The sequence below is a fragment of the Ruegeria sp. genome (genome assembly GCF_965199275.1).
Lineage (GTDB): Bacteria > Pseudomonadota > Alphaproteobacteria > Rhodobacterales > Rhodobacteraceae > Ruegeria.
Map to the genome: position 1 here is coordinate 77,964 of NZ_CBDAQX010000013.1, position 20,662 is coordinate 98,625.

General features: G+C 58.8%; 20 protein-coding genes and 3 pseudogenes. 8 read left to right on the plus strand and 15 right to left on the minus strand.

The window, feature by feature from the left end:
* Positions 1-7: 7 nt before the first annotated feature.
* Positions 8-568 (minus strand): annotated as a pseudogene (locus ACOERD_RS08510) (amidohydrolase family protein); the annotation flags it as partial.
* Positions 525-713 carry a hypothetical protein gene (locus ACOERD_RS08515; RefSeq protein ID WP_419738722.1) on the minus strand — a complete coding sequence of 63 codons (189 nt, stop codon included), beginning with the start codon at positions 711-713 and terminating at the stop codon, positions 525-527. The pseudogene ACOERD_RS08510 and the gene ACOERD_RS08515, both read right to left, overlap by 44 nt.
* Here ACOERD_RS08515 and ACOERD_RS08520 point away from each other — a divergent pair.
* On the plus strand, positions 706-2,448 hold the full coding sequence (locus ACOERD_RS08520) for an IS1634 family transposase (RefSeq protein ID WP_419737624.1): 1,743 nt from the start codon (positions 706-708) through the stop codon (positions 2,446-2,448). The genes ACOERD_RS08515 and ACOERD_RS08520 overlap by 8 nt on opposite strands.
* Positions 2,449-2,555: 107 nt before the next feature.
* Here ACOERD_RS08520 and ACOERD_RS08525 read toward each other — a convergent pair whose 3' ends face one another.
* Entirely contained in the window at positions 2,556-2,729 is a 174-nt protein-coding gene (locus ACOERD_RS08525; protein ID WP_419738723.1) for a hypothetical protein, read from the minus strand.
* On the opposite strand from ACOERD_RS08525, the gene ACOERD_RS08530 reads away from it, so the two are divergent.
* Positions 2,722-4,464, plus strand: a complete 1,743-nt coding sequence (locus ACOERD_RS08530; protein ID WP_419737624.1) for an IS1634 family transposase — start codon at positions 2,722-2,724, stop codon at positions 4,462-4,464. The genes ACOERD_RS08525 and ACOERD_RS08530 overlap by 8 nt on opposite strands.
* A gap of 139 nt (positions 4,465-4,603) precedes the next feature.
* Here the strand turns inward: ACOERD_RS08530 and ureC are convergent, their stop codons facing one another.
* From ureC to ACOERD_RS08555, 5 genes are read right to left on the minus strand one after another with little or no spacing between them, the layout of a single operon-like run.
* Positions 4,604-6,364, minus strand: a complete 1,761-nt coding sequence (gene ureC / locus ACOERD_RS08535; protein WP_419738724.1) for an urease subunit alpha — start codon at positions 6,362-6,364, stop codon at positions 4,604-4,606.
* Positions 6,364-6,669 carry an urease subunit beta gene (locus ACOERD_RS08540; protein ID WP_170643278.1) on the minus strand — a complete coding sequence of 102 codons (306 nt, stop codon included), beginning with the start codon at positions 6,667-6,669 and terminating at the stop codon, positions 6,364-6,366. The genes ureC and ACOERD_RS08540 overlap by 1 nt, the downstream gene beginning before the upstream one ends.
* Complete coding sequence (locus ACOERD_RS08545) at positions 6,666-6,827, minus strand: hypothetical protein (RefSeq protein ID WP_419738725.1); 162 nt, start codon at positions 6,825-6,827, stop codon at positions 6,666-6,668. The genes ACOERD_RS08540 and ACOERD_RS08545 overlap by 4 nt, the downstream gene beginning before the upstream one ends.
* 15 nt (positions 6,828-6,842) lie before the next feature.
* A complete protein-coding gene (locus tag ACOERD_RS08550) occupies positions 6,843-7,145 on the minus strand; it encodes an urease subunit gamma (RefSeq protein WP_170378531.1) in 303 nt (100 codons plus the stop codon).
* A gap of 1 nt (position 7,146) precedes the next feature.
* On the minus strand, positions 7,147-7,803 hold the full coding sequence (locus ACOERD_RS08555; protein WP_419738726.1) for an urease accessory protein UreD: 657 nt from the start codon (positions 7,801-7,803) through the stop codon (positions 7,147-7,149).
* Positions 7,804-8,363: 560 nt separating this feature from the next.
* On the opposite strand from ACOERD_RS08555, the gene urtA reads away from it, so the two are divergent.
* The 5 genes and pseudogenes from urtA (at position 8,364) to urtE (ending at position 14,326) form a co-directional block, all read left to right on the plus strand.
* Positions 8,364-9,644: an urea ABC transporter substrate-binding protein gene (gene urtA / locus ACOERD_RS08560; protein ID WP_170549293.1), complete on the plus strand. Its 1,281-nt coding sequence runs from the start codon at positions 8,364-8,366 to the stop codon at positions 9,642-9,644.
* Between the two features lie 61 nt (positions 9,645-9,705).
* Entirely contained in the window at positions 9,706-11,658 is a 1,953-nt protein-coding gene (gene urtB / locus ACOERD_RS08565) for an urea ABC transporter permease subunit UrtB (RefSeq protein WP_419738727.1), read from the plus strand.
* Positions 11,659-11,661: 3 nt separating this feature from the next.
* A pseudogene (gene urtC / locus ACOERD_RS08570) lies at positions 11,662-12,890 on the plus strand (urea ABC transporter permease subunit UrtC).
* Positions 12,887-13,627, plus strand: a complete 741-nt coding sequence (gene urtD / locus ACOERD_RS08575; protein ID WP_419738728.1) for an urea ABC transporter ATP-binding protein UrtD — start codon at positions 12,887-12,889, stop codon at positions 13,625-13,627. The pseudogene urtC and the gene urtD overlap by 4 nt, the downstream one beginning before the upstream one ends.
* Positions 13,628-13,630: 3 nt before the next feature.
* Complete coding sequence (gene urtE / locus ACOERD_RS08580; RefSeq protein WP_419738729.1) at positions 13,631-14,326, plus strand: urea ABC transporter ATP-binding subunit UrtE; 696 nt, start codon at positions 13,631-13,633, stop codon at positions 14,324-14,326.
* Between the two features lie 15 nt (positions 14,327-14,341).
* Here the strand turns inward: urtE and ACOERD_RS08585 are convergent, their stop codons facing one another.
* Entirely contained in the window at positions 14,342-14,539 is a 198-nt protein-coding gene (locus tag ACOERD_RS08585; protein ID WP_419738730.1) for a hypothetical protein, read from the minus strand.
* A 41-nt stretch (positions 14,540-14,580) separates the two neighbouring features.
* Here ACOERD_RS08585 and ACOERD_RS08590 point away from each other — a divergent pair, with 41 nt between their 5' ends.
* A complete protein-coding gene (locus ACOERD_RS08590) occupies positions 14,581-15,762 on the plus strand; it encodes an ISNCY family transposase (RefSeq protein WP_419737631.1) in 1,182 nt (393 codons plus the stop codon).
* 79 nt (positions 15,763-15,841) lie between these two features.
* On the opposite strand, the gene ACOERD_RS08595 is transcribed toward ACOERD_RS08590, so the two are convergent.
* From ACOERD_RS08595 to ACOERD_RS08620, 6 genes and pseudogenes are all read right to left on the minus strand, one after another.
* Positions 15,842-16,855, minus strand: a complete 1,014-nt coding sequence (locus tag ACOERD_RS08595) for a M56 family metallopeptidase (RefSeq protein ID WP_419738731.1) — start codon at positions 16,853-16,855, stop codon at positions 15,842-15,844.
* On the minus strand, positions 16,842-17,237 hold the full coding sequence (locus tag ACOERD_RS08600) for a BlaI/MecI/CopY family transcriptional regulator (protein WP_170378547.1): 396 nt from the start codon (positions 17,235-17,237) through the stop codon (positions 16,842-16,844). The genes ACOERD_RS08595 and ACOERD_RS08600 overlap by 14 nt, the downstream gene beginning before the upstream one ends.
* 65 nt (positions 17,238-17,302) lie before the next feature.
* Positions 17,303-17,704, minus strand: a complete 402-nt coding sequence (locus ACOERD_RS08605; protein WP_170378549.1) for a DUF2160 domain-containing protein — start codon at positions 17,702-17,704, stop codon at positions 17,303-17,305.
* A gap of 8 nt (positions 17,705-17,712) precedes the next feature.
* Entirely contained in the window at positions 17,713-18,510 is a 798-nt protein-coding gene (locus ACOERD_RS08610) for a carbohydrate ABC transporter permease (RefSeq protein WP_170378551.1), read from the minus strand.
* A pseudogene (locus tag ACOERD_RS08615) lies at positions 18,507-18,950 on the minus strand (carbohydrate ABC transporter permease); the annotation flags it as partial. The gene ACOERD_RS08610 and the pseudogene ACOERD_RS08615, both read right to left, overlap by 4 nt.
* 112 nt (positions 18,951-19,062) lie before the next feature.
* Positions 19,063-20,619, minus strand: coding sequence for an IS1634 family transposase (locus tag ACOERD_RS08620; RefSeq protein ID WP_419738732.1), 1,557 nt, complete (start codon positions 20,617-20,619; stop codon positions 19,063-19,065).
* Positions 20,620-20,662 lie beyond the last annotated feature (43 nt).

Here is a 20,662-nt window from a genome sequence, read left to right on the forward strand (position 1 = left end):
TTTTGAATCAGAACATGAAATAGCGCTGCGCCATCGGCAACACCTCGGCAGGTTGACAGGTGAGCAGCTCCCCATCGGCTCGGACCTCATAGGTTTCCGGGTCAACCTCGATCTGGGGCGTTGCATCATTCAGCAGCAAATCCTGCTTGCCGATATCGCGCGTGTTGCGCACGGCGACGGTTTGTTTCGCCAGTCCCAGTTTATCACCAATCCCACTCGCTTGCGCGGCCTCCGAGACAAATGTGATCGCCGAGTTTTCAAGCGACCGGCCGAAAGCTCCGAACATGGGGCGGCTATAGACCGGCTGCGGAGTTGGGATCGAGGCATTCGGGTCACCCATCTGCGCGCAGGCGATGGTGCCACCCAACAAAACCATCTCGGGCTTCACCCCGAAGAAAGCCGGGTTCCACAGGACCAGATCGGCGCGTTTACCTTCCTCGATGCTGCCGATCTGATGACTCAGGCCATGCGCAATCGCCGGGTTGATAGTGTATTTCGCGATGTAACGACGAACGCGCAGGTTATCATTGTCGCCGGTTTCCTCGGGCAGGCGGCCGCGTTGTTTTTTCCTGACTTCCGACCTTTTTGTTGATCTGACTGGGTTTTTGGTTTGTTTTCAGGTGTGGTTGCTCAGAGGCGCGTTGTAGTGCCCCATTATTATAAAAAGTATTGACATGGGCCTTCAGATGGCTAACCTCTTCGCCCATGTTCATCCGCACCAAACATGACGCAAAGCTCAACCGCACACGGATCCAGATCGTTGAATCCGTCCGCACCGGCTCCAAGGTACGCCAGAAGATCCTGCGCCATGTGGGTGTGGCCCATAACGACAGCGAGATTGAGGATATCAAGCGTCTGGCGGGCCGCTTGATGGAGCAATTACGCATTGATCGCTCGCCGCAAATGGAACTGTTCACGCCCACGGAATATGCCGATCTGCAGGCGCTGGTGCGCCGCGCTCCGCGGCCGGACAAGCTTGGCGTTGATCTTGCCGAGTGCCGTGAGGAGGCGCGGGTCTCTCTGGGTCTGCGGGATGTCATGGGGACGATGTATGACCAACTGGGTTGGGGGGCCCTTCTGGGGGCGGCGCGTAAAAGTGCCAATCGCATTGTGAAAGAGCTGGTTATGGCGCGGATCGCACAGCCCGAGAGCAAGCGCGCGACCGTGGAGGCGTTGGAGAACCAGGCAGGCATCACGCTCAATCTGGACGTGGTCTATCGGAGCATGGATTACATCAATACGCCGGTGATAGACGGGATTTGCAAAACCTCTCACGCGGCGGCAGAGAAGTTGCTGGGCGGGCCAGTGACCGTGCTGTTCTACGATTGCACGACCCTGGCCTTTGACACCGAGCGCGAGGACCCGGCCGAGGATGCGGACGGGGTCGAGCAGGATCATCTTCTGGCCAAGGGCTTCAGCAAGGATGGCAAGCATCACCGCGCTCAGGTCATGCTGGCGCTGATCGTCACCTCCGATGGGCTGCCTGTGGGCTATGAACTCTTCCCGGGAAACACCTGGGAAGGTCATACGCTGGAAGCTGCGCTGAAGGCGTTGGAGGGACGCTTCGACGTGGCCAGGGTCACGTTCGTGGCCGATGCCGCCATGCTCAGCAAGGACAACCAGCAGATGTTGCAGAACAAGGGTCTGCCCTACATCCTCGGCTATCGCATGAAGTCCGCCCCGGCCGCCGTGAAGGCGAACATTTTGAGCCCGGAGGGACGCCAGCCTTGGGCTGGACACGGTTCTGAAGAGGCAACCGAGAAGGGCTGGTACAAGGTGATCGACCAGGAGGGAGCGCGGGTCATTGTGACCTGGTCACCCACCCGGGCACGCAATGATGCCCACAAGCGCGACAAGGCAATCGAAAAGCTGCACAAGAAGCTCAAGCGCTCTCGCAAACCCGGCAGCTTCAGCAGCCGGGGATATGGCCGCTTCCTGGCCTTCCCCGACAGCGGGGACGTCACGCTGGATGATGCAAAGATCAAGGCAGCGGCACAATGGGACGGGCTGCATGCCATTGTTGTTCATGGTGCGGACGAACTGGAGGCACAGGACGTCATTGCCCGCTATCACCAGTTGTGGGAGATCGAAGCCTGCTTCCGCACCAACAAGCACGATCTGAAAATCCGGCCCATCTATCACTGGTCGCCGCGTCGGGTCCGGGCCCATATCGCCATCTGCTACATGGCCTTCTGCTGCCTGCAGCACCTGCGCAAGCATCTGGACCTGCTCGGACACCCGATGAGCCCGGCTCGTATCCGCAACGAGTTGAACGCATTGCAGCTCTCGATCCTGCGCCACAAAGGCACCCCTGACCGCTACGGCATGCCAAGCCATGCCACGGTCGATGCCAGACGCATCCTCACCTGCGTCGGCCTGACCTGGAACGAAGCCCCTTTCAAGATACCCCCCGGGCGCACCCGAAAAACTGGCCAGACCAAAGCCTGAGCTCCCTCAACACTCCGAAACAATCGCTGGCGAAAAAAGTCCGTGTAGTGCCTTTTGGCAACCAAGGCATAATAATATCAATGACTTATACGAAAAAATGTCGGAAGTCAGGAGTGGTCATCGTGGCCTCCTTTTTCCTGACTTCCGACCTTTTTGTTGATCTGACTGGGTTTTTGGTTTGTTTTCAGGTGTGGTTGCTCAGAGGCGCGTTGTAGTGCCCCATTATTATAAAAAGTATTGACATGGGCCTTCAGATGGCTAACCTCTTCGCCCATGTTCATCCGCACCAAACATGACGCAAAGCTCAACCGCACACGGATCCAGATCGTTGAATCCGTCCGCACCGGCTCCAAGGTACGCCAGAAGATCCTGCGCCATGTGGGTGTGGCCCATAACGACAGCGAGATTGAGGATATCAAGCGTCTGGCGGGCCGCTTGATGGAGCAATTACGCATTGATCGCTCGCCGCAAATGGAACTGTTCACGCCCACGGAATATGCCGATCTGCAGGCGCTGGTGCGCCGCGCTCCGCGGCCGGACAAGCTTGGCGTTGATCTTGCCGAGTGCCGTGAGGAGGCGCGGGTCTCTCTGGGTCTGCGGGATGTCATGGGGACGATGTATGACCAACTGGGTTGGGGGGCCCTTCTGGGGGCGGCGCGTAAAAGTGCCAATCGCATTGTGAAAGAGCTGGTTATGGCGCGGATCGCACAGCCCGAGAGCAAGCGCGCGACCGTGGAGGCGTTGGAGAACCAGGCAGGCATCACGCTCAATCTGGACGTGGTCTATCGGAGCATGGATTACATCAATACGCCGGTGATAGACGGGATTTGCAAAACCTCTCACGCGGCGGCAGAGAAGTTGCTGGGCGGGCCAGTGACCGTGCTGTTCTACGATTGCACGACCCTGGCCTTTGACACCGAGCGCGAGGACCCGGCCGAGGATGCGGACGGGGTCGAGCAGGATCATCTTCTGGCCAAGGGCTTCAGCAAGGATGGCAAGCATCACCGCGCTCAGGTCATGCTGGCGCTGATCGTCACCTCCGATGGGCTGCCTGTGGGCTATGAACTCTTCCCGGGAAACACCTGGGAAGGTCATACGCTGGAAGCTGCGCTGAAGGCGTTGGAGGGACGCTTCGACGTGGCCAGGGTCACGTTCGTGGCCGATGCCGCCATGCTCAGCAAGGACAACCAGCAGATGTTGCAGAACAAGGGTCTGCCCTACATCCTCGGCTATCGCATGAAGTCCGCCCCGGCCGCCGTGAAGGCGAACATTTTGAGCCCGGAGGGACGCCAGCCTTGGGCTGGACACGGTTCTGAAGAGGCAACCGAGAAGGGCTGGTACAAGGTGATCGACCAGGAGGGAGCGCGGGTCATTGTGACCTGGTCACCCACCCGGGCACGCAATGATGCCCACAAGCGCGACAAGGCAATCGAAAAGCTGCACAAGAAGCTCAAGCGCTCTCGCAAACCCGGCAGCTTCAGCAGCCGGGGATATGGCCGCTTCCTGGCCTTCCCCGACAGCGGGGACGTCACGCTGGATGATGCAAAGATCAAGGCAGCGGCACAATGGGACGGGCTGCATGCCATTGTTGTTCATGGTGCGGACGAACTGGAGGCACAGGACGTCATTGCCCGCTATCACCAGTTGTGGGAGATCGAAGCCTGCTTCCGCACCAACAAGCACGATCTGAAAATCCGGCCCATCTATCACTGGTCGCCGCGTCGGGTCCGGGCCCATATCGCCATCTGCTACATGGCCTTCTGCTGCCTGCAGCACCTGCGCAAGCATCTGGACCTGCTCGGACACCCGATGAGCCCGGCTCGTATCCGCAACGAGTTGAACGCATTGCAGCTCTCGATCCTGCGCCACAAAGGCACCCCTGACCGCTACGGCATGCCAAGCCATGCCACGGTCGATGCCAGACGCATCCTCACCTGCGTCGGCCTGACCTGGAACGAAGCCCCTTTCAAGATACCCCCCGGGCGCACCCGAAAAACTGGCCAGACCAAAGCCTGAGCTCCCTCAACACTCCGAAACAATCGCTGGCGAAAAAAGTCCGTGTAGTGCCTTTTGGCAACCAAGGCATAATAATATCAATGACTTATACGAAAAAATGTCGGAAGTCAGGAGTGGTCATCGTGGCCTCCTTTTTGAATCAGAACATGAAATAGCGCTGCGCCATCGGCAACACCTCGGCAGGTTGACAGGTGAGCAGCTCCCCATCGGCTCGGACCTCATAGGTTTCCGGGTCAACCTCGATCTGGGGCGTTGCATCATTCAGCAGCAAATCCTGCTTGCCGATATCGCGCGTGTTGCGCACGGCGACGGTTTGTTTCGCCAGTCCCAGTTTATCACCAATCCCACTCGCTTGCGCGGCCTCCGAGACAAATGTGATCGCCGAGTTTTCAAGCGACCGGCCGAAAGCTCCGAACATGGGGCGGCTATAGACCGGCTGCGGCGTTGGGATCGAGGCATTCGGGTCACCCATCTGCGCGCAGGCGATGGTGCCACCCAACAAAACCATCTCGGGCTTCACCCCGAAGAAAGCCGGGTTCCACAGGACCAGATCGGCGCGTTTACCTTCCTCGATGCTGCCGATCTGATGACTCAGGCCATGCGCAATCGCCGGGTTGATAGTGTATTTCGCGATGTAACGACGAACGCGCAGGTTATCATTGTCGCCGGTTTCCTCGGGCAGGCGGCCGCGTTGTTTTTTCATCTTGTCGGCGGTCTGCCATGTACGGATCAGAACCTCTCCGACCCGACCCATCGCCTGACTGTCCGAAGCGATGATGCTGAACGCGCCCATGTCGTGGAGGATGTCCTCGGCCGCGATCGTCTCACGCCGGATGCGGCTTTCGGCAAAGGCCACGTCCTCGGGGATGGATTTGTCGAGGTGGTGGCACACCATCAGCATATCCAGATGCTCTTCGACCGTGTTCACAGTGAAGGGGCGCGTGGGGTTGGTCGAAGACGGCAAAACGTGGTTTTCGCCGCAGATCTTGATGATATCGGGGGCGTGGCCACCGCCTGCGCCTTCGGTGTGAAAGGCGTGGATCGTGCGGCCTTTCATTGCGCCCACGGTGTTCTCGACAAAACCGGATTCGTTCAGCGTGTCGGTATGGATCATGACTTGCACATCCATCGCGTCGGCCACCGAGAGGCAGCAATCGATGGCGGCGGGGGTCGTGCCCCAATCCTCATGCAGTTTCAGAGCGCAGGCACCTGCGTTGACCTGCTCCTCCAGCGCAGCAGGCAGAGAGGCATTTCCCTTGCCAGCAAAAGCCAGGTTCATTGGAAACGCGTCGGCGGCCTGCAACATCCGTCCAATATGCCAAGGACCCGGTGTGCAGGTGGTGGCCAGAGTGCCATGCGCCGGGCCCGTCCCGCCGCCCAACATAGTGGTCAGGCCGGAATGCAGCGCATCCTCGATCTGTTGCGGGCAGATAAAGTGGATATGGCTGTCGAAGCCACCTGCGGTCAGGATGCGCCCCTCGCCCGCAATGGCCTCGGTGCCGGGACCGATGATGATATCTACGCCAGGTTGGGTATCGGGGTTCCCGGCCTTGCCGATCTTGGCGATACGCCCGTCTTTCAGACCCACATCCGCCTTGTAGATACCCGAGTGGTCAACGATCAGCGCATTGGTGATAACTGTATCCACGGCCCCCTCGGCCCGAGTGGCCTGAGACTGCCCCATCCCATCGCGGATCACCTTGCCGCCGCCGAACTTGACCTCTTCGCCGTAGAGCAGCGCATTATCGCCCGTCCCTCCGGTGGCGGCAGCGCCCGCACGTTCAGCGGTCAGGTCGCGTTCGACCTCGATGACCAGATCGGTATCCGCCAGCCGCAGCTTGTCGCCAGTAGTGGGGCCGAACATCGCGGCATAGTCAGAACGTTTTATTGTTGCTGGCATCAGAGCGACCCCATGACCTTTTGATTGAACCCATAGACCTTGCGCGCTCCGCCGATCGGGATCAGCGAAACCTCTCGCGCCTGACCGGGCTCGAACCGAACAGCGGTGCCGGGGGCGATGTCCAAACGCAGCCCATGTGCCGCTGCACGATCGAAGTCGAGCGCCGGGTTGGTTTCGGCGAAATGATAGTGCGAGCCGACCTGAACCGGGCGGTCGCCGGTATTGGCGACCATCAGAGTGATCGCCTTGGCACTTGCGTTCAGGGTGATCTCACCCTCGGCCGGGAACAGCTCTCCGGGGATCATTTGTTCAACTTCACCATCAGCGCGATTGCGGCCAGTGCGACAACTGCCAGACCAACGCCAAGGGTCGCGTAGTCCGTGCCGTGCGCATGGATATGCGTATCGGTGTGGGCGGCGGCAGGGCCGGCAACGATCAGGGCGGGGAAAAGCATACGATTCATGTCTTGGTTCCTTTGTTAGCGAATGGGGTTGTGGACGGTCACAAGCTTGGTGCCGTCGGGAAAGGTGGCTTCGACTTGAACCTCATGGATCATCTCGGGCACGCCCTCCATGCATTGATCCCGGGTGATCACTTCGGCTCCGGCCTGCATCATGTCAGCCACCGAGCGACCGTCGCGCGCACCTTCGACCACAGCGTCGGTGATCAGAGCGATAGCCTCGGGGTGGTTCAGCCTGACGCCTCGGGCAAGGCGCTTGCGGGCAACTTCGGCGGCCATGGCGACCATCAGTTTGTCTTTTTCACGAGGGGTCAGGTTCATCTCAGATCATCCAGCATCGGGGAAGAGTGTTGTTGTTGAGCTGCCGCAGAACCGGCATCAGCGCACGGCGCAGGGCAAAGCTGTTTTCGGCCAGCATCCGGATCACCAGCAGATCGCTATGGATCAGCGTGGCACTCGCCGTGTCGGGCAGCATCTGGCGCACCGTGTCCAACTGCCCTTCGGCCAAGTTGCAGGCAAAGACGACCAACGCCATTGCACCCGCCCCGTCTGCGATATGAGGTTTCGCAAGATGGGCGTGCAGGTCGCCGTCAAATCGCATTGTATCCAACAACAGAGGGGCTCCACCGCGCCGAATTTCGATCCGGTCCCGCAAACGGATATCCGTCAGGGTTTCGCCCATCGCCGCGCGCCCAAAGACTAAAGGCTCGACCATTAGCAGAGTCGCGTCCGGCTCCATTTCGACCAATAGTCGACGATCCAGAGCACTGCCGTTGAACAGGATTGTCTCTTGCGGCATCCAGTTCATGCGAGCACCGGGCGCGACGGTCAGGTGATTGACGACCTGACCATAGGGGCCGGGCTGCGCCTTGTAAGCGCGCTCACACGCCTGTGTCGTCATCGTCAGAGTGGTACCTTCGCCCGCTGTTCCGGTGAAACGAAACGCATCCCCACCGGTGACGCCGCCAGCAGTGTTCAACAGAACCGCATCCAACGCGCGCGATTCCGCGCGTGGAAACAAGCACTTAAAAGAACCAGATTGGCGGAATACGTCCAGAACCGACCGCCTGCCCAACGGTTTGGTGCTGATCGACACGGCCCCCTTGGCACGCGGAGGGGTTTTGTCCGTGATGGGCGTTATATGGGCAAGTTGCGTAATTGGGCACCCCCGAGGCGTCAGTTCATGCCCCGTGTTTCGGGCCTCGGATGGCGGAAAACCATTCTTGGGTGTCGCAATCGAACACAAAACCGATGCAGGTGACCAAATTTTTGGCACACAGTCGGGCAATGGATTAAAAATTAATCAGATACGGCTGTTTTTTGCATTTACCTGACCGACAGGTTGCCAAGATTGCCGCGATGCAGAAACCGTATGGGTGCTCGTCGGGGGAAACATCTCGAAGGGTGTGTGACGGCTGCGCGAATTGGACCTCGGACACAACCGCCACACGATAACGCAACAACAGTTGCGGGGATCAGGTAGAAGAGAAACGCGCCGTTGTGCAAGCCCTCTCTCCCGGCCCCGCCCAGGAGGATTACATGAAATCGCTCAAATCCACGCTCGCCGGATCACTGGTATTTGCTGCCATGGCCACCGCCGCACTGTCGGCTGAAGACACGATCAAGGTTGGCGTGCTGCATTCGCTGTCCGGCACGATGGCAATCTCGGAAACGACGCTGAAAGACACGATGCTGATGCTGATCGACCAGCAAAACGCCAAGGGCGGCCTGCTGGGCAAGCAGCTTGAAGCGGTCGTAGTCGACCCGGCCTCGGACTGGCCGCTATTTGCTGAAAAAGCGCGCGAGCTGCTGACCGTACATGAGGTGGATGTGATCTTTGGCAACTGGACCTCGGTCAGCCGGAAATCGGTTCTGCCCGTGATCGAAGAACTGAACGGCCTGCTGTTCTATCCGGTTCAGTATGAGGGCGAAGAATCCTCGAAGAACGTCTTCTACACCGGCGCAGCGCCGAACCAGCAGGCAATCCCTGCGACCGACTATTTTCTGGAGGAACTGGGGGTCGAGAAATTCGCTCTGCTCGGCACAGACTATGTCTACCCCAGGACCACCAACAATATTCTTGAAAGCTACCTGAAGGGTAAAGGCATCGCGGACGAAGATATCTTCGTCAACTATACCCCCTTTGGTCATTCTGACTGGTCCAAGATCGTGGCGGACGTAGTCGCGCTGGGTGCAGATGGTAAGAAGGTCGGCGTGATCTCGACCATCAATGGAGACGCAAACATTGGTTTCTACAAAGAGCTGGCGGCTGCGGGCGTTTCGGCGGATGACATCCCGGTCGTAGCCTTCTCCGTCGGTGAGGAAGAACTCTCGGGTCTGGATACCACCAACCTGGTCGGTCACCTGGCCGCGTGGAACTACTTCCAGTCGGCAGATACCGACGTGAACGCAGAGTTCGTTGAGACGTGGAAAGCCACCATGGGTGAAGACCGCGTGACCAATGACCCGATGGAGGCGCATTACATCGGCTTCAACATGTGGGTGAACGCCGCGACCGAGGCCGGATCGACTGAAGTGGATGCCGTGCGCGCCGCCATGTACGGGCAGGAATTCCCGAACCTGACTGGTGGCACTGCAGTGATGCTGCCGAACCACCACCTGGCCAAGCCGGTTCTGATCGGTGAAATTCAGGAAGATGGCCAGTTCGATATCATCAGCGAAACCGACGTTGTGCCGGGTGATGCATGGACCGATTTCCTGCCGGAATCGGCGGTTCTGATCTCGGATTGGAAAGAGCTGGGTTGCGGTATGTACAACACCGAGACCAAGACCTGTGTTCAGACCCTGTCGAACTACTAAAATTCTCGCAAGGCGGGTGTCATCGCCCGCCTTGCCCTAAAGACACCTCGGGTTTCACCACATGTTACGACTATTCCTTGCGGGTCTCGCAATCCTGTGCGCCTGCCTGACGGCCAATGCGCAAGAGAGCGGTTTGCAATCGATCCTGCAAGAGCATCAGGAGATCATCGCCAAAAGCTCACGCAAGACGATCAAACCGGCGATTGATGCGATTGCCAGCAGCGGTCTACCACAAGCGCAGGTGATGCTTGAGACGTGGGCCGCAAAAGACGTGTGGATGCGCAAGTCGGATGGCCTGTTCTTTTCAGGCAAAAAGGCCGAGGGGCGGTCGTATGAGCTGACCGATTTCGACACCGGAGAAGTCGTTGGCACGTATCAAAAATCCGACCTGAAGCAGTTGAAACCCAATAGCGGCATCCGCGCGATGATCGGGACGGCTTTGGTGCAGTTCCAACTGACCGACCCGGATCGCGCGAAACGTCTGGCAGCTTTGACTTCTATTCAACGCGATCCCGAAGGCGCTCTGCTGGAGCCGCTGCGCGCCTCAATTGAGGACGAGCCCGATGCCGATCTGAAAGCGCAGAAGCAACGCCTCGAGCGGCTGCTGACCATCGGCTACGACGAAGATACCGCAGCACGTGTGGCTGCGATTGAAGACATGTCCAACGATCTGGGGGTGGACGTCCGCGCGGCTCTGAACCCTTTGGTCGTGACGAATCGACATACGGGCACAGATCTGCCCTCTGATGCGAATATCGCCGCCATTCTAGATCCCGGATCAGAAGCTCTGTCGCGGGATGAGGCATATGATCTCTTGGTCGCCAATGACCTCGCAGCACCGCGCACGTCGCCCGACGACATACGCGCCGCACTGGCCGCCAATATCGACGGAGGCCGCGTGGGGGGCATTCCTGTCGCGCAGCTGAACTCTGACACCACGCGTGCTCAGGCTTACGCTATTTTAGCCGAAGCCGGCCTCGTGCGCGCTTTGATCACCGAGGCCGACATCGATTCTGCGTTGGAAACGCATGTCTTCTTTGAGACCTATACCGAACCTTCACCCGAAGTCACAGCCGCCGCCGAAAAAGCGCTGGAACAGATCGAGCTGAAGGTCGGCTTGAACCAGACCCTCGACCTGACGCTGGACGCGATCTCGCTGGCGTCGATCTATTTCCTGGCTGCCATCGGTCTGGCCATCACCTTTGGCGTGATGGGCGTAATCAACATGGCCCATGGCGAGTTCATCATGATGGGCGCATACACCGGCTACGTGGTGCAGCAGTTCATCCCCGACCATACGCTCTCAATCATCGTCGCCATCCCGATGGCCTTTGCCGTCACCTTCGCCATGGGCGTCGCGATGGAGCGGCTGGTGATCCGCTGGCTCTACGCCCGCCCGCTGGAGACTCTGCTGGCGACGTTCGGCATCTCTATCGCTTTGCAACAGCTGGCCAAGAACATCTTCGGTACGCAGGCCCGACCGCTAACCGCGCCCGGCTGGTTGGACGGGGCGTGGGTGCTAAACGATGTGGTCTCGATCAGCTACATCCGCATCGCGATCTTTGTTCTGGCGATGATCTTTCTGGGACTGTTTCTCTACATCATGAAGCGCACTCGACTGGGGCTTGAGATGCGCGCGGTGACGCAGAACCCGCGCATGGCGGGGTCGATGGGGATCAATCCGGGGCGGGTGAATATGCTGACCTTTGGGCTTGGTTCCGGCATCGCTGGAATCGCCGGGGTTGCGATTGGTCTGTTTGCCAAGGTCACGTCCGATCTGGGCAGCGACTATATCGTGCAAAGCTTCATGACCGTGGTTGTTGGCGGCGTCGGCAATATCTGGGGCGCGCTGGCGGGTGCCGGCATGATCGGCTTCCTCCAAAAGGGCATCGAGTGGATGAACCCCTCGAACACCCTCGCGGCCCAAACCTACATGATCATCTTCATCATCATTTTCATCCAGTTCCGGCCAAGGGGCATCATCGCCCTCAAAGGCCGCGCGGCCGGGGATTGAGCCATGGAACGCAGCTTTGTCGCCAAGAACCCCTCCGTGCTGGTCTTTCTAGCCATCCTGTCACTGTTCACCTTGGGCGTGAAAGTCCTGTCGGAAGGGTTCGGGATCGGCGTGATCTCAACCAGTTTCGTCAAGACGCTGGGCAAGACCCTGTGCCTTTGCCTAATTGCCGTTGCGATGGATCTGGTTTGGGGCTTTACCGGCATCCTCTCGCTGGCCATTTCGCCTTCTTCGGGCTAGGAGGCTACATGATCGGCATGTGGTTGATGTACGAACGCACCCGCCTGATCGTGGTCGAGTCCCTGTCACAAGCTGAAATCCCCCCTACCCCGTCCGAGGTCGTGGACGCCATCGGAACGCAGATTTTCGGCGTGGTCGGGTCATCGGATTTTCCACTGATCTGGGCCTTCTCCCATAGCCTGACCCTGCAACTGATACTGGTCGTATTGGTGCCCGGTCTGCTGGCGCTGGTCTTCGGCTGGCTGGCCTTCCGCAGCCGGGTGACGGGGGTATACCTGTCGATCCTGACCCAAGCCATGACCTTGGCGTTGGCGCTGTACCTGTTCCAGAACGACAGCGGCTTGCGCGGCAACAATGGCCTGTCGGGCTTGCAGAATCTGCCAGGTGTCACCGCCTCGCAGGACGTGGTGTCGATCTGGTTCCTTTGGGCCTCGGCGCTCGCGCTTGGCTTGGGCTATATGCTCGCGGCGTGGATCGTGTCGGGCAAATTCGGCTCGGTCATCCGTGGCATTCGCGACAATGAGGCGCGAGTGCGGTTCCTTGGCTATTCTGTCGAGGTCTACAAGCTGGCCGTCTTCACCCTGACCGCTTGTATCGCCGCCATCGCGGGCGCGCTCTACTATCCACAAGCTGGGATCATCAACCCCGAAGAGATGGCCCCCATCGCTTCGATCTATCTGGCCGTTTGGGTCGCCATTGGTGGGCGTGGTCGCCTGTATGGTGCGGTGATCGGGGCGGCTTTCGTCAGCCTGCTCAGCACATGGTTTACCGGCGGGCAGGCGCCAGACATCCCACTTGGGTTCTACACGATCAAATGGGTCGACTGGTGGCAAGTGCTGCTGGGCGTCTCCTTCGTGCTGGTCACGCTGTTCGCACCAAAGGGTATCGGAGGGATGTTCGACCTCTGGACCAACCGCCGTGCGCCGAAGCGCCATGGTGCGCCGCTTGGGCCCGACGACAGCGCCCTGCGCGAAAAGGAGGCAACGGAATGAGCACTCTGCTAGAGGTCAGCGGCGTTTCGGTCACCTTCGATGGGTTCCGCGCCATCAACAATCTCTCCTTCCAGATCGGTGAGGCCGAACTGCGCGCCGTGATCGGACCGAACGGGGCTGGAAAGACGACCTTCATGGATATCGTCACAGGCAAGACGCGGCCAGACGAAGGCCGCGTGATCTGGGGCGAGAAATCCGTCTCATTGCTGCGGATGAGCGAGGCGAAAATCGCGCAGGCCGGTGTCGGCCGGAAATTCCAGAAACCTACCGTGTTTGAGGACCAGAGCGTTAGAGAAAACCTGCTGATGGCCCTCAAGAACAAACGCGGTTGGCTGGGCGTCCTATTCTATCGCCCCACGAACAGCGACCTGGAAAAGGTCAAGGAACTGGCGGATGAGATCGGCCTGAAGGACGAACTTGACCGTAAATCCGGTGAACTCAGCCACGGGCAAAAACAATGGCTCGAGATCGGGATGTTGCTGGCACAGGAACCACGCCTTCTGCTGGTTGATGAGCCTGCCGCCGGCATGACCCCGCAGGAGCGCGAACACACAACTGATCTGCTGGTTCAAGCCGCCAAGACCCGCGCCGTTGTGGTCGTCGAACATGATATGGAGTTTGTCCGCCGCCTGAACTGCAAGGTCACCGTCCTACACGAAGGCTCGGTTCTGGCCGAGGGGTCTCTGGACCACGTGACATCAAATCAGGACGTCATCGACGTCTATCTGGGGCGCTGACCGATGCTGAAACTGAACGATTTGACCCTGCACTACGGCCATTCACAAATCCTCAACGGTATCTCAATGGAAGCCGAGAGGGGTGAGGTGACATGTGTAATGGGCACCAATGGTGTCGGCAAGACTAGCCTGATCAAGGCGATCTCGGGCACCCATCCCCGCTCTGGCGGATCGCTGACACTGGATGGCGAAGATCTTGACCCGCTGCCTGCGCATCAGATGGCCTGGAAAAGTGTCGCCTATGTCCCTCAAGGACGCGAGATTTTTCCGCTTCTGACGGTGCGTGAGAATCTCGAAACCGGGTTCGCCTGCCTCCCCGCGGCTGAACACTTCGTGCCGGATGAGATCTTTGATCTGTTCCCGGTTCTGGCCCAGATGCAGCATCGGCGCGGAGGAGACTTGTCCGGTGGCCAGCAGCAACAGTTGGCGATTGCCCGGGCACTGATCACAAAGCCCCGGCTCTTGCTGCTGGACGAACCTACCGAGGGCATTCAGCCCAACATCATCCAGCAGATCGGCGAAGTGATCCGCCACCTGCGAGATCAGGGTCAGATGGCGATTCTGCTGGTCGAGCAATACTTCGACTTTGCCTACGACCTCGCCGACCGATTTGTCGTGCTGCGTCGGGGCGAAATCCTGCTGGAAGGCCGCAAGCAGGATGTGTCACGAGATCAAGTCCTTCAAGGCGTCTCGGTCTGACCGAGACGTCGCGTGTCAGTTACCGCTGTTGCGACGTTCCAGCCGCTCAAGGTTGACCACGGTCGAAAGCATAAGCCGGTCTTGGCTCCACCCGTCGGTCTCGCGCAAACTGGCCGAGCCCCAGGCCAACACAATCGCAAAGATCAGGCTGAAAGTCAGGACCATCGCATGCAGCGTGTCGCTAACACGCGATATGTCCGGTGTATGTAACATGCGATCTGTCCGGTTCTATTCTGTCTCTGAGAGGAGGCGTTATGAACCGAGCAGAAGTGTTACAGGAAGTTCGACTGATGAAGTTTGAAGATGTGTATTCGCGGCGAAGCGCGAACAAGCTGACGCAAGAACAGGCGGCTGAGATACTGGGTGTATCCGTGCGCACCGTCAGGCGTTGGGAGGATCGATTTGAGGCGGATGGTGCAGAAGGTCTGTACGACCGTCGGCTTGGCAAACTGGCCAACAATCGTGTTGCCACGGATAAGGTCATGGAGATGCTTGAACTGTTTGATACCAAGTACTGGGATTACACGCCGAAGCATTTCCACGAGAAGCTGGTGGCCCACCATGGTTTCACACAGAGCTACAACTGGGTGCGGCTTACACTGCAGCGCCACGGCCGGGTTCAGGCAGCACCCCGACGAGGTGCCCATCGGCGCAAGCGGCCCCGCCGTCCGATGGTTGGCATGATGTTGCATCAGGACGGCTCCAGCCATGAATGGGTTCCGGGTCAGTGGTGGGATCTGATCGTCACCATGGACGATGCCACCAACCGGGTTTATTCGGCATTCTTTGTCGAGGAAGAAGGGACGATGAGCAGTTTTCAGGGGCTGACAGAGGTGATCGAGGCGCAAGGTCTGTTTTGCTCGCTCTATGCCGATCGGGGCTCTCATTACTGGCATACGCCCGAAGCGGGCGGCAAAGTGGACAAGGACAATCTGACCCAGGTCGGGCGCGCCTTGCAGCAACTCGGCATTGAGCTGATCCCGGCCTATTCACCGCAGGCCCGTGGACGGTCTGAACGCATGTTTGGCACGTTCCAGAACCGATTGCCGCAGGAACTGCGGTCCCATGGGATCACAACCATTGAAGAGGCCAATCAGTTCCTGAAAGAGGTCTATCTTCCCGAACACAATGCCCTGTTTGCAAAGGAGCCGGAGGATACGACCTCGGCCTTCGTGCCGTTTACAGGCAATGTGCGCGACACCCTGTGTGTGCAGGAAGACCGCGTCGTCGGCAACGACAATACGGTGCGCTACAAGGGCCTGGTCATGCAGATCGCGGCAGACAGGCACCGTCATCATTTCGTCAAGGCGAAGGTCAGGGTCCACGAATACCCCGATGGTCAACTGGTCATCTTCCACGGCCCGAGATGCATTGGCCGCTACCAGCCTGACGGATCACCCATCACACAGGAGGATAGCAAACACAAAGTCGCGTGACCCGCTTCGACGTGGCGCGAACGCGGTGGCCCAAATCTACGGTCGCCTACGGCTCCCTCCGAATTGGGCCACCGCGCAATCAACTGAAGCGGACAATTGGCATGTTACCTACACCGGACAATTCAGAATGTTCTCGACAGACCATCGCATGCAGCGGATGCCCCCCTTTGGGTCCGTCTGCCAAAGCGATCACACGCTGTCGCAACACCCGCTTAGCCTTGTTCCCATTGACCAGCGCAACATTCAGGACCTGAGGACGCTCGCGCGAGACAGTACGGGCGCAATAGTCCAGTAGGCATTTGGCATAGTCCACCGTGTCCAGCCTGCGTCTGGCAACAATGGCCTGATCGCAGCCAAGCTCGCGCAGCCGCTCAAACTGATAGCGCAGGATGTGATAGGCCGGATTCCAGAAGAACAGCGGGCGCAGAAACTCCAGCACCAGCTCCCATTCGACGTCTCCGCTGCGGACATGCTGGAATTCATGCGCGATTGCGAACCGCAATTCGTGGCGATCGTTCAGCAGGTTGCTGGGCAAGATCACGTGACGACGGCGCAGGCCCCGCACGGCAAAGGGAACTTTGATGTGATCCGACAGACGGACATCCACCTTGGCCGAACGTTTCCACAGGAAACTGTCCAGGACCGTCTGACGAATTTGCAGCGCCGCCCAGATCACGCGGATGACCAGCATGGCGGAAACCAATGCCAAAGCCGCAAGTGCGGCGATCGCCCAGACGGAGCTACCATCCAAAGCGGCCTCGACCCAGCGCTGGCGCGTGTTCAGCAGCGTCTCAAACTGGGTTGCAGGCAGCGCGATCTCACCTCTCAGATAGGCCGCAACGGCCACGTCGCCGATGGCCATCGGCTGACCGGGCCAAAGAAGTTCGAATAGATGCGCCACCCCAAAGGCAAGCACCGGGCTGAGCATGAGGCAAAGCACCAGCGCCCTGAGCAGGCGAAACTGATCGGAAAAGGACAGTCGCATCGAGGTTCGAGACAGAACAAATCGAGCTGCGAACCACAACGCGACCGATAGGATCAGAACAAAATTCAGTTCGAGATAGGCATCGAGAACCGGCTTAACCGCTGTCATTTTGCAGTCTCCTTTCTACCAATGCCCGAATATCCTCAAGATCCGCCTCGCTCAGACCCGCATCATCCACCAAGCGCGCCACCAGCGAGGCTGGTGTGTTGTCAAACAACGTCCGCGAGAGATTCTGAAGCGAGCGGGCCTGGTACCGATCCTTGTCCAGAAGCGGGCTGTAGATCAGGGTTTTCCCGTCCTTGCGACTTTCGACAAAACCTTTTTCGTCGAGAATACGCAGGATCGTTGCACCTGAAGTATAGGCCAGATTCCGTTCCGGTGGCAGGCGGTCCAATACATCACGCACCGAGCCTTCCCCTAGGGCCCAAAGTTCGTTCATGAACTCCAGTTCAACCTCGGTCAGCAGATTTGTCGTCTTTTTCTTTCGCATTGCTCTTGGTGTCGTCATGATTGGTGTGCCTGTCAGACAAGCATCCTTTCGTGTTTTGTCAAAGCCTAAACTTTCCAGAAAACGAAGAAACCCCAACCGATGGACAGAAACAGCGGTGTCCAGACCGGTTGACCCACGAAACCGAGCCAGGCCAGAAAGATATAGGCCGAGCCAAGCAGCGTGATGAACAGGCGGTCGCCCAGCGTTGTGGTCAGACCCAGCACGCCTTTGCGTTCAATGCCATCGCGGAATTTGAACCCTTCCAGCACGCCGATAAGTGCAATGGCCGAGAAGATGCCGACGAACAAAGCCAGCGTGGCTGGCGTCCAAGCCATCCAGAAATCAGGCCACAGCGGATCGGTCCATGAAAAGCCTTTTTCCTCTTGCTGGCCGACGCTGCCCCAACCCGCCTGCTGGGCAAATGCCGCAGAGGGCAGGAAGGGAAGGATGATAAGAAGTTTGCGCATATCGAACCTCATACACGTCCCATCGCGAAACCACGCGCGATGTAGTTGCGGACAAACCAGATGACAATGGCGCCGGGAATGATGGTCAGGGTTCCGGCGGCTGCCAGCAGACCCAACTCATACCCCGCGCTCGAGGCGGTACGGGTCATCACGGCGGCGATGGGTTTGGCCTCAACCGCGGTGAGCGTTTTGGCCAACAGCATCTCGACCCACGAGAACATGAAGCAGAAGAAGGCTGCAACACCCACACCCGCTTTGATGTTAGGCAGGAAGATCGTCACGAAGAAACGCGGGAAGGAATAGCCGTCGACATAGGCAGTCTCGTCCAGCTCTTTCGGGATACCCCGCATGAACCCTTCCAGAATCCACACCGCCAAAGGCACATTGAACAGCGTATGCGCCAAAGCCACGGCGAGGTGAGTGTCAAACAGCCCGATCGAGGAATAGAGCTGGAAGAACGGCAGAGCAAACACCGCAGCCGGGGCCATCCGGTTGGTCAGCAACCAGAAGAACAGCTGCTTGTCGCCCAGAAACCGATAGCGTGAGAATGCATAGGCCGCAGGCAAGGCCACACAGACCGACAGCACCGTGTTGATCGTCACATAGATGATCGAGTTGATATAGCCCCAGTACCACGTCGGATCGGTGAGGATGGTGGTGTAGTTCTCCAGCGTGAAGGTCTGAGGGAACAGGGAAAAGCCCGACAGGATCTCGTTCGTGGTCTTGAAGGACATCGCTACCAGCCAATAGATCGGCAGCATCAGGAACGCGATATAGAGGATCGGGATAAGAGACCGCTTCTTCATTGCGCGTCATCCTTTGTCATCAGAGTGTAGAAGACCCAGCTGACCAGCAGAGTGATGGCGAAGTAGATCAGGCTCATCGCAGCTGCAGGGCCAAGGTCGAACTGTCCCAGCGCGATCTTCACAAGGTCGATCGATAGCAAGGTTGTTGAGTTGCCGGGGCCACCGCCGGTCAGAACGAAGGGCTCGGTATAGATGTTGAAACTGTCCATGAAGCGCAGCAGAACGGCGATGGTCAGAACGGTTTTCATCTTGGGCAGTTGGATATAGCGGAACACCGACCACGGGCTGGCGCCGTCGATCTTCGCCGCCTGATAATAGGCGTCCGGGATCGACACGAGGCCCGCGTAGCACAGCAGCACTACCAGCGACGTCCAGTGCCAAACATCCATGACGACGACCGTGATCCAAGCCGACAGAGGCTGTTGCGTCATGTCATAGTTCCTGACTTCCGACATTTTTTCGTATAAGTCATTGATATTATTATGCCTTGGTTGCCAAAAGGCACTACACGGACTTTTTTCGCCAGCGATTGTTTCGGAGTGTTGAGGGAGCTCAGGCTTTGGTCTGGCCAGTTTTTCGGGTGCGCCCGGGGGGTATCTTGAAAGGGGCTTCGTTCCAGGTCAGGCCGACGCAGGTGAGGATGCGTCTGGCATCGACCGTGGCATGGCTTGGCATGCCGTAGCGGTCAGGGGTGCCTTTGTGGCGCAGGATCGAGAGCTGCAATGCGTTCAACTCGTTGCGGATACGAGCCGGGCTCATCGGGTGTCCGAGCAGGTCCAGATGCTTGCGCAGGTGCTGCAGGCAGCAGAAGGCCATGTAGCAGATGGCGATATGGGCCCGGACCCGACGCGGCGACCAGTGATAGATGGGCCGGATTTTCAGATCGTGCTTGTTGGTGCGGAAGCAGGCTTCGATCTCCCACAACTGGTGATAGCGGGCAATGACGTCCTGTGCCTCCAGTTCGTCCGCACCATGAACAACAATGGCATGCAGCCCGTCCCATTGTGCCGCTGCCTTGATCTTTGCATCATCCAGCGTGACGTCCCCGCTGTCGGGGAAGGCCAGGAAGCGGCCATATCCCCGGCTGCTGAAGCTGCCGGGTTTGCGAGAGCGCTTGAGCTTCTTGTGCAGCTTTTCGATTGCCTTGTCGCGCTTGTGGGCATCATTGCGTGCCCGGGTGGGTGACCAGGTCACAATGACCCGCGCTCCCTCCTGGTCGATCACCTTGTACCAGCCCTTCTCGGTTGCCTCTTCAGAACCGTGTCCAGCCCAAGGCTGGCGTCCCTCCGGGCTCAAAATGTTCGCCTTCACGGCGGCCGGGGCGGACTTCATGCGATAGCCGAGGATGTAGGGCAGACCCTTGTTCTGCAACATCTGCTGGTTGTCCTTGCTGAGCATGGCGGCATCGGCCACGAACGTGACCCTGGCCACGTCGAAGCGTCCCTCCAACGCCTTCAGCGCAGCTTCCAGCGTATGACCTTCCCAGGTGTTTCCCGGGAAGAGTTCATAGCCCACAGGCAGCCCATCGGAGGTGACGATCAGCGCCAGCATGACCTGAGCGCGGTGATGCTTGCCATCCTTGCTGAAGCCCTTGGCCAGAAGATGATCCTGCTCGACCCCGTCCGCATCCTCGGCCGGGTCCTCGCGCTCGGTGTCAAAGGCCAGGGTCGTGCAATCGTAGAACAGCACGGTCACTGGCCCGCCCAGCAACTTCTCTGCCGCCGCGTGAGAGGTTTTGCAAATCCCGTCTATCACCGGCGTATTGATGTAATCCATGCTCCGATAGACCACGTCCAGATTGAGCGTGATGCCTGCCTGGTTCTCCAACGCCTCCACGGTCGCGCGCTTGCTCTCGGGCTGTGCGATCCGCGCCATAACCAGCTCTTTCACAATGCGATTGGCACTTTTACGCGCCGCCCCCAGAAGGGCCCCCCAACCCAGTTGGTCATACATCGTCCCCATGACATCCCGCAGACCCAGAGAGACCCGCGCCTCCTCACGGCACTCGGCAAGATCAACGCCAAGCTTGTCCGGCCGCGGAGCGCGGCGCACCAGCGCCTGCAGATCGGCATATTCCGTGGGCGTGAACAGTTCCCTGACTTCCGACATTTTTTCGTATAAGTCATTGATATTATTATGCCTTGGTTGCCAA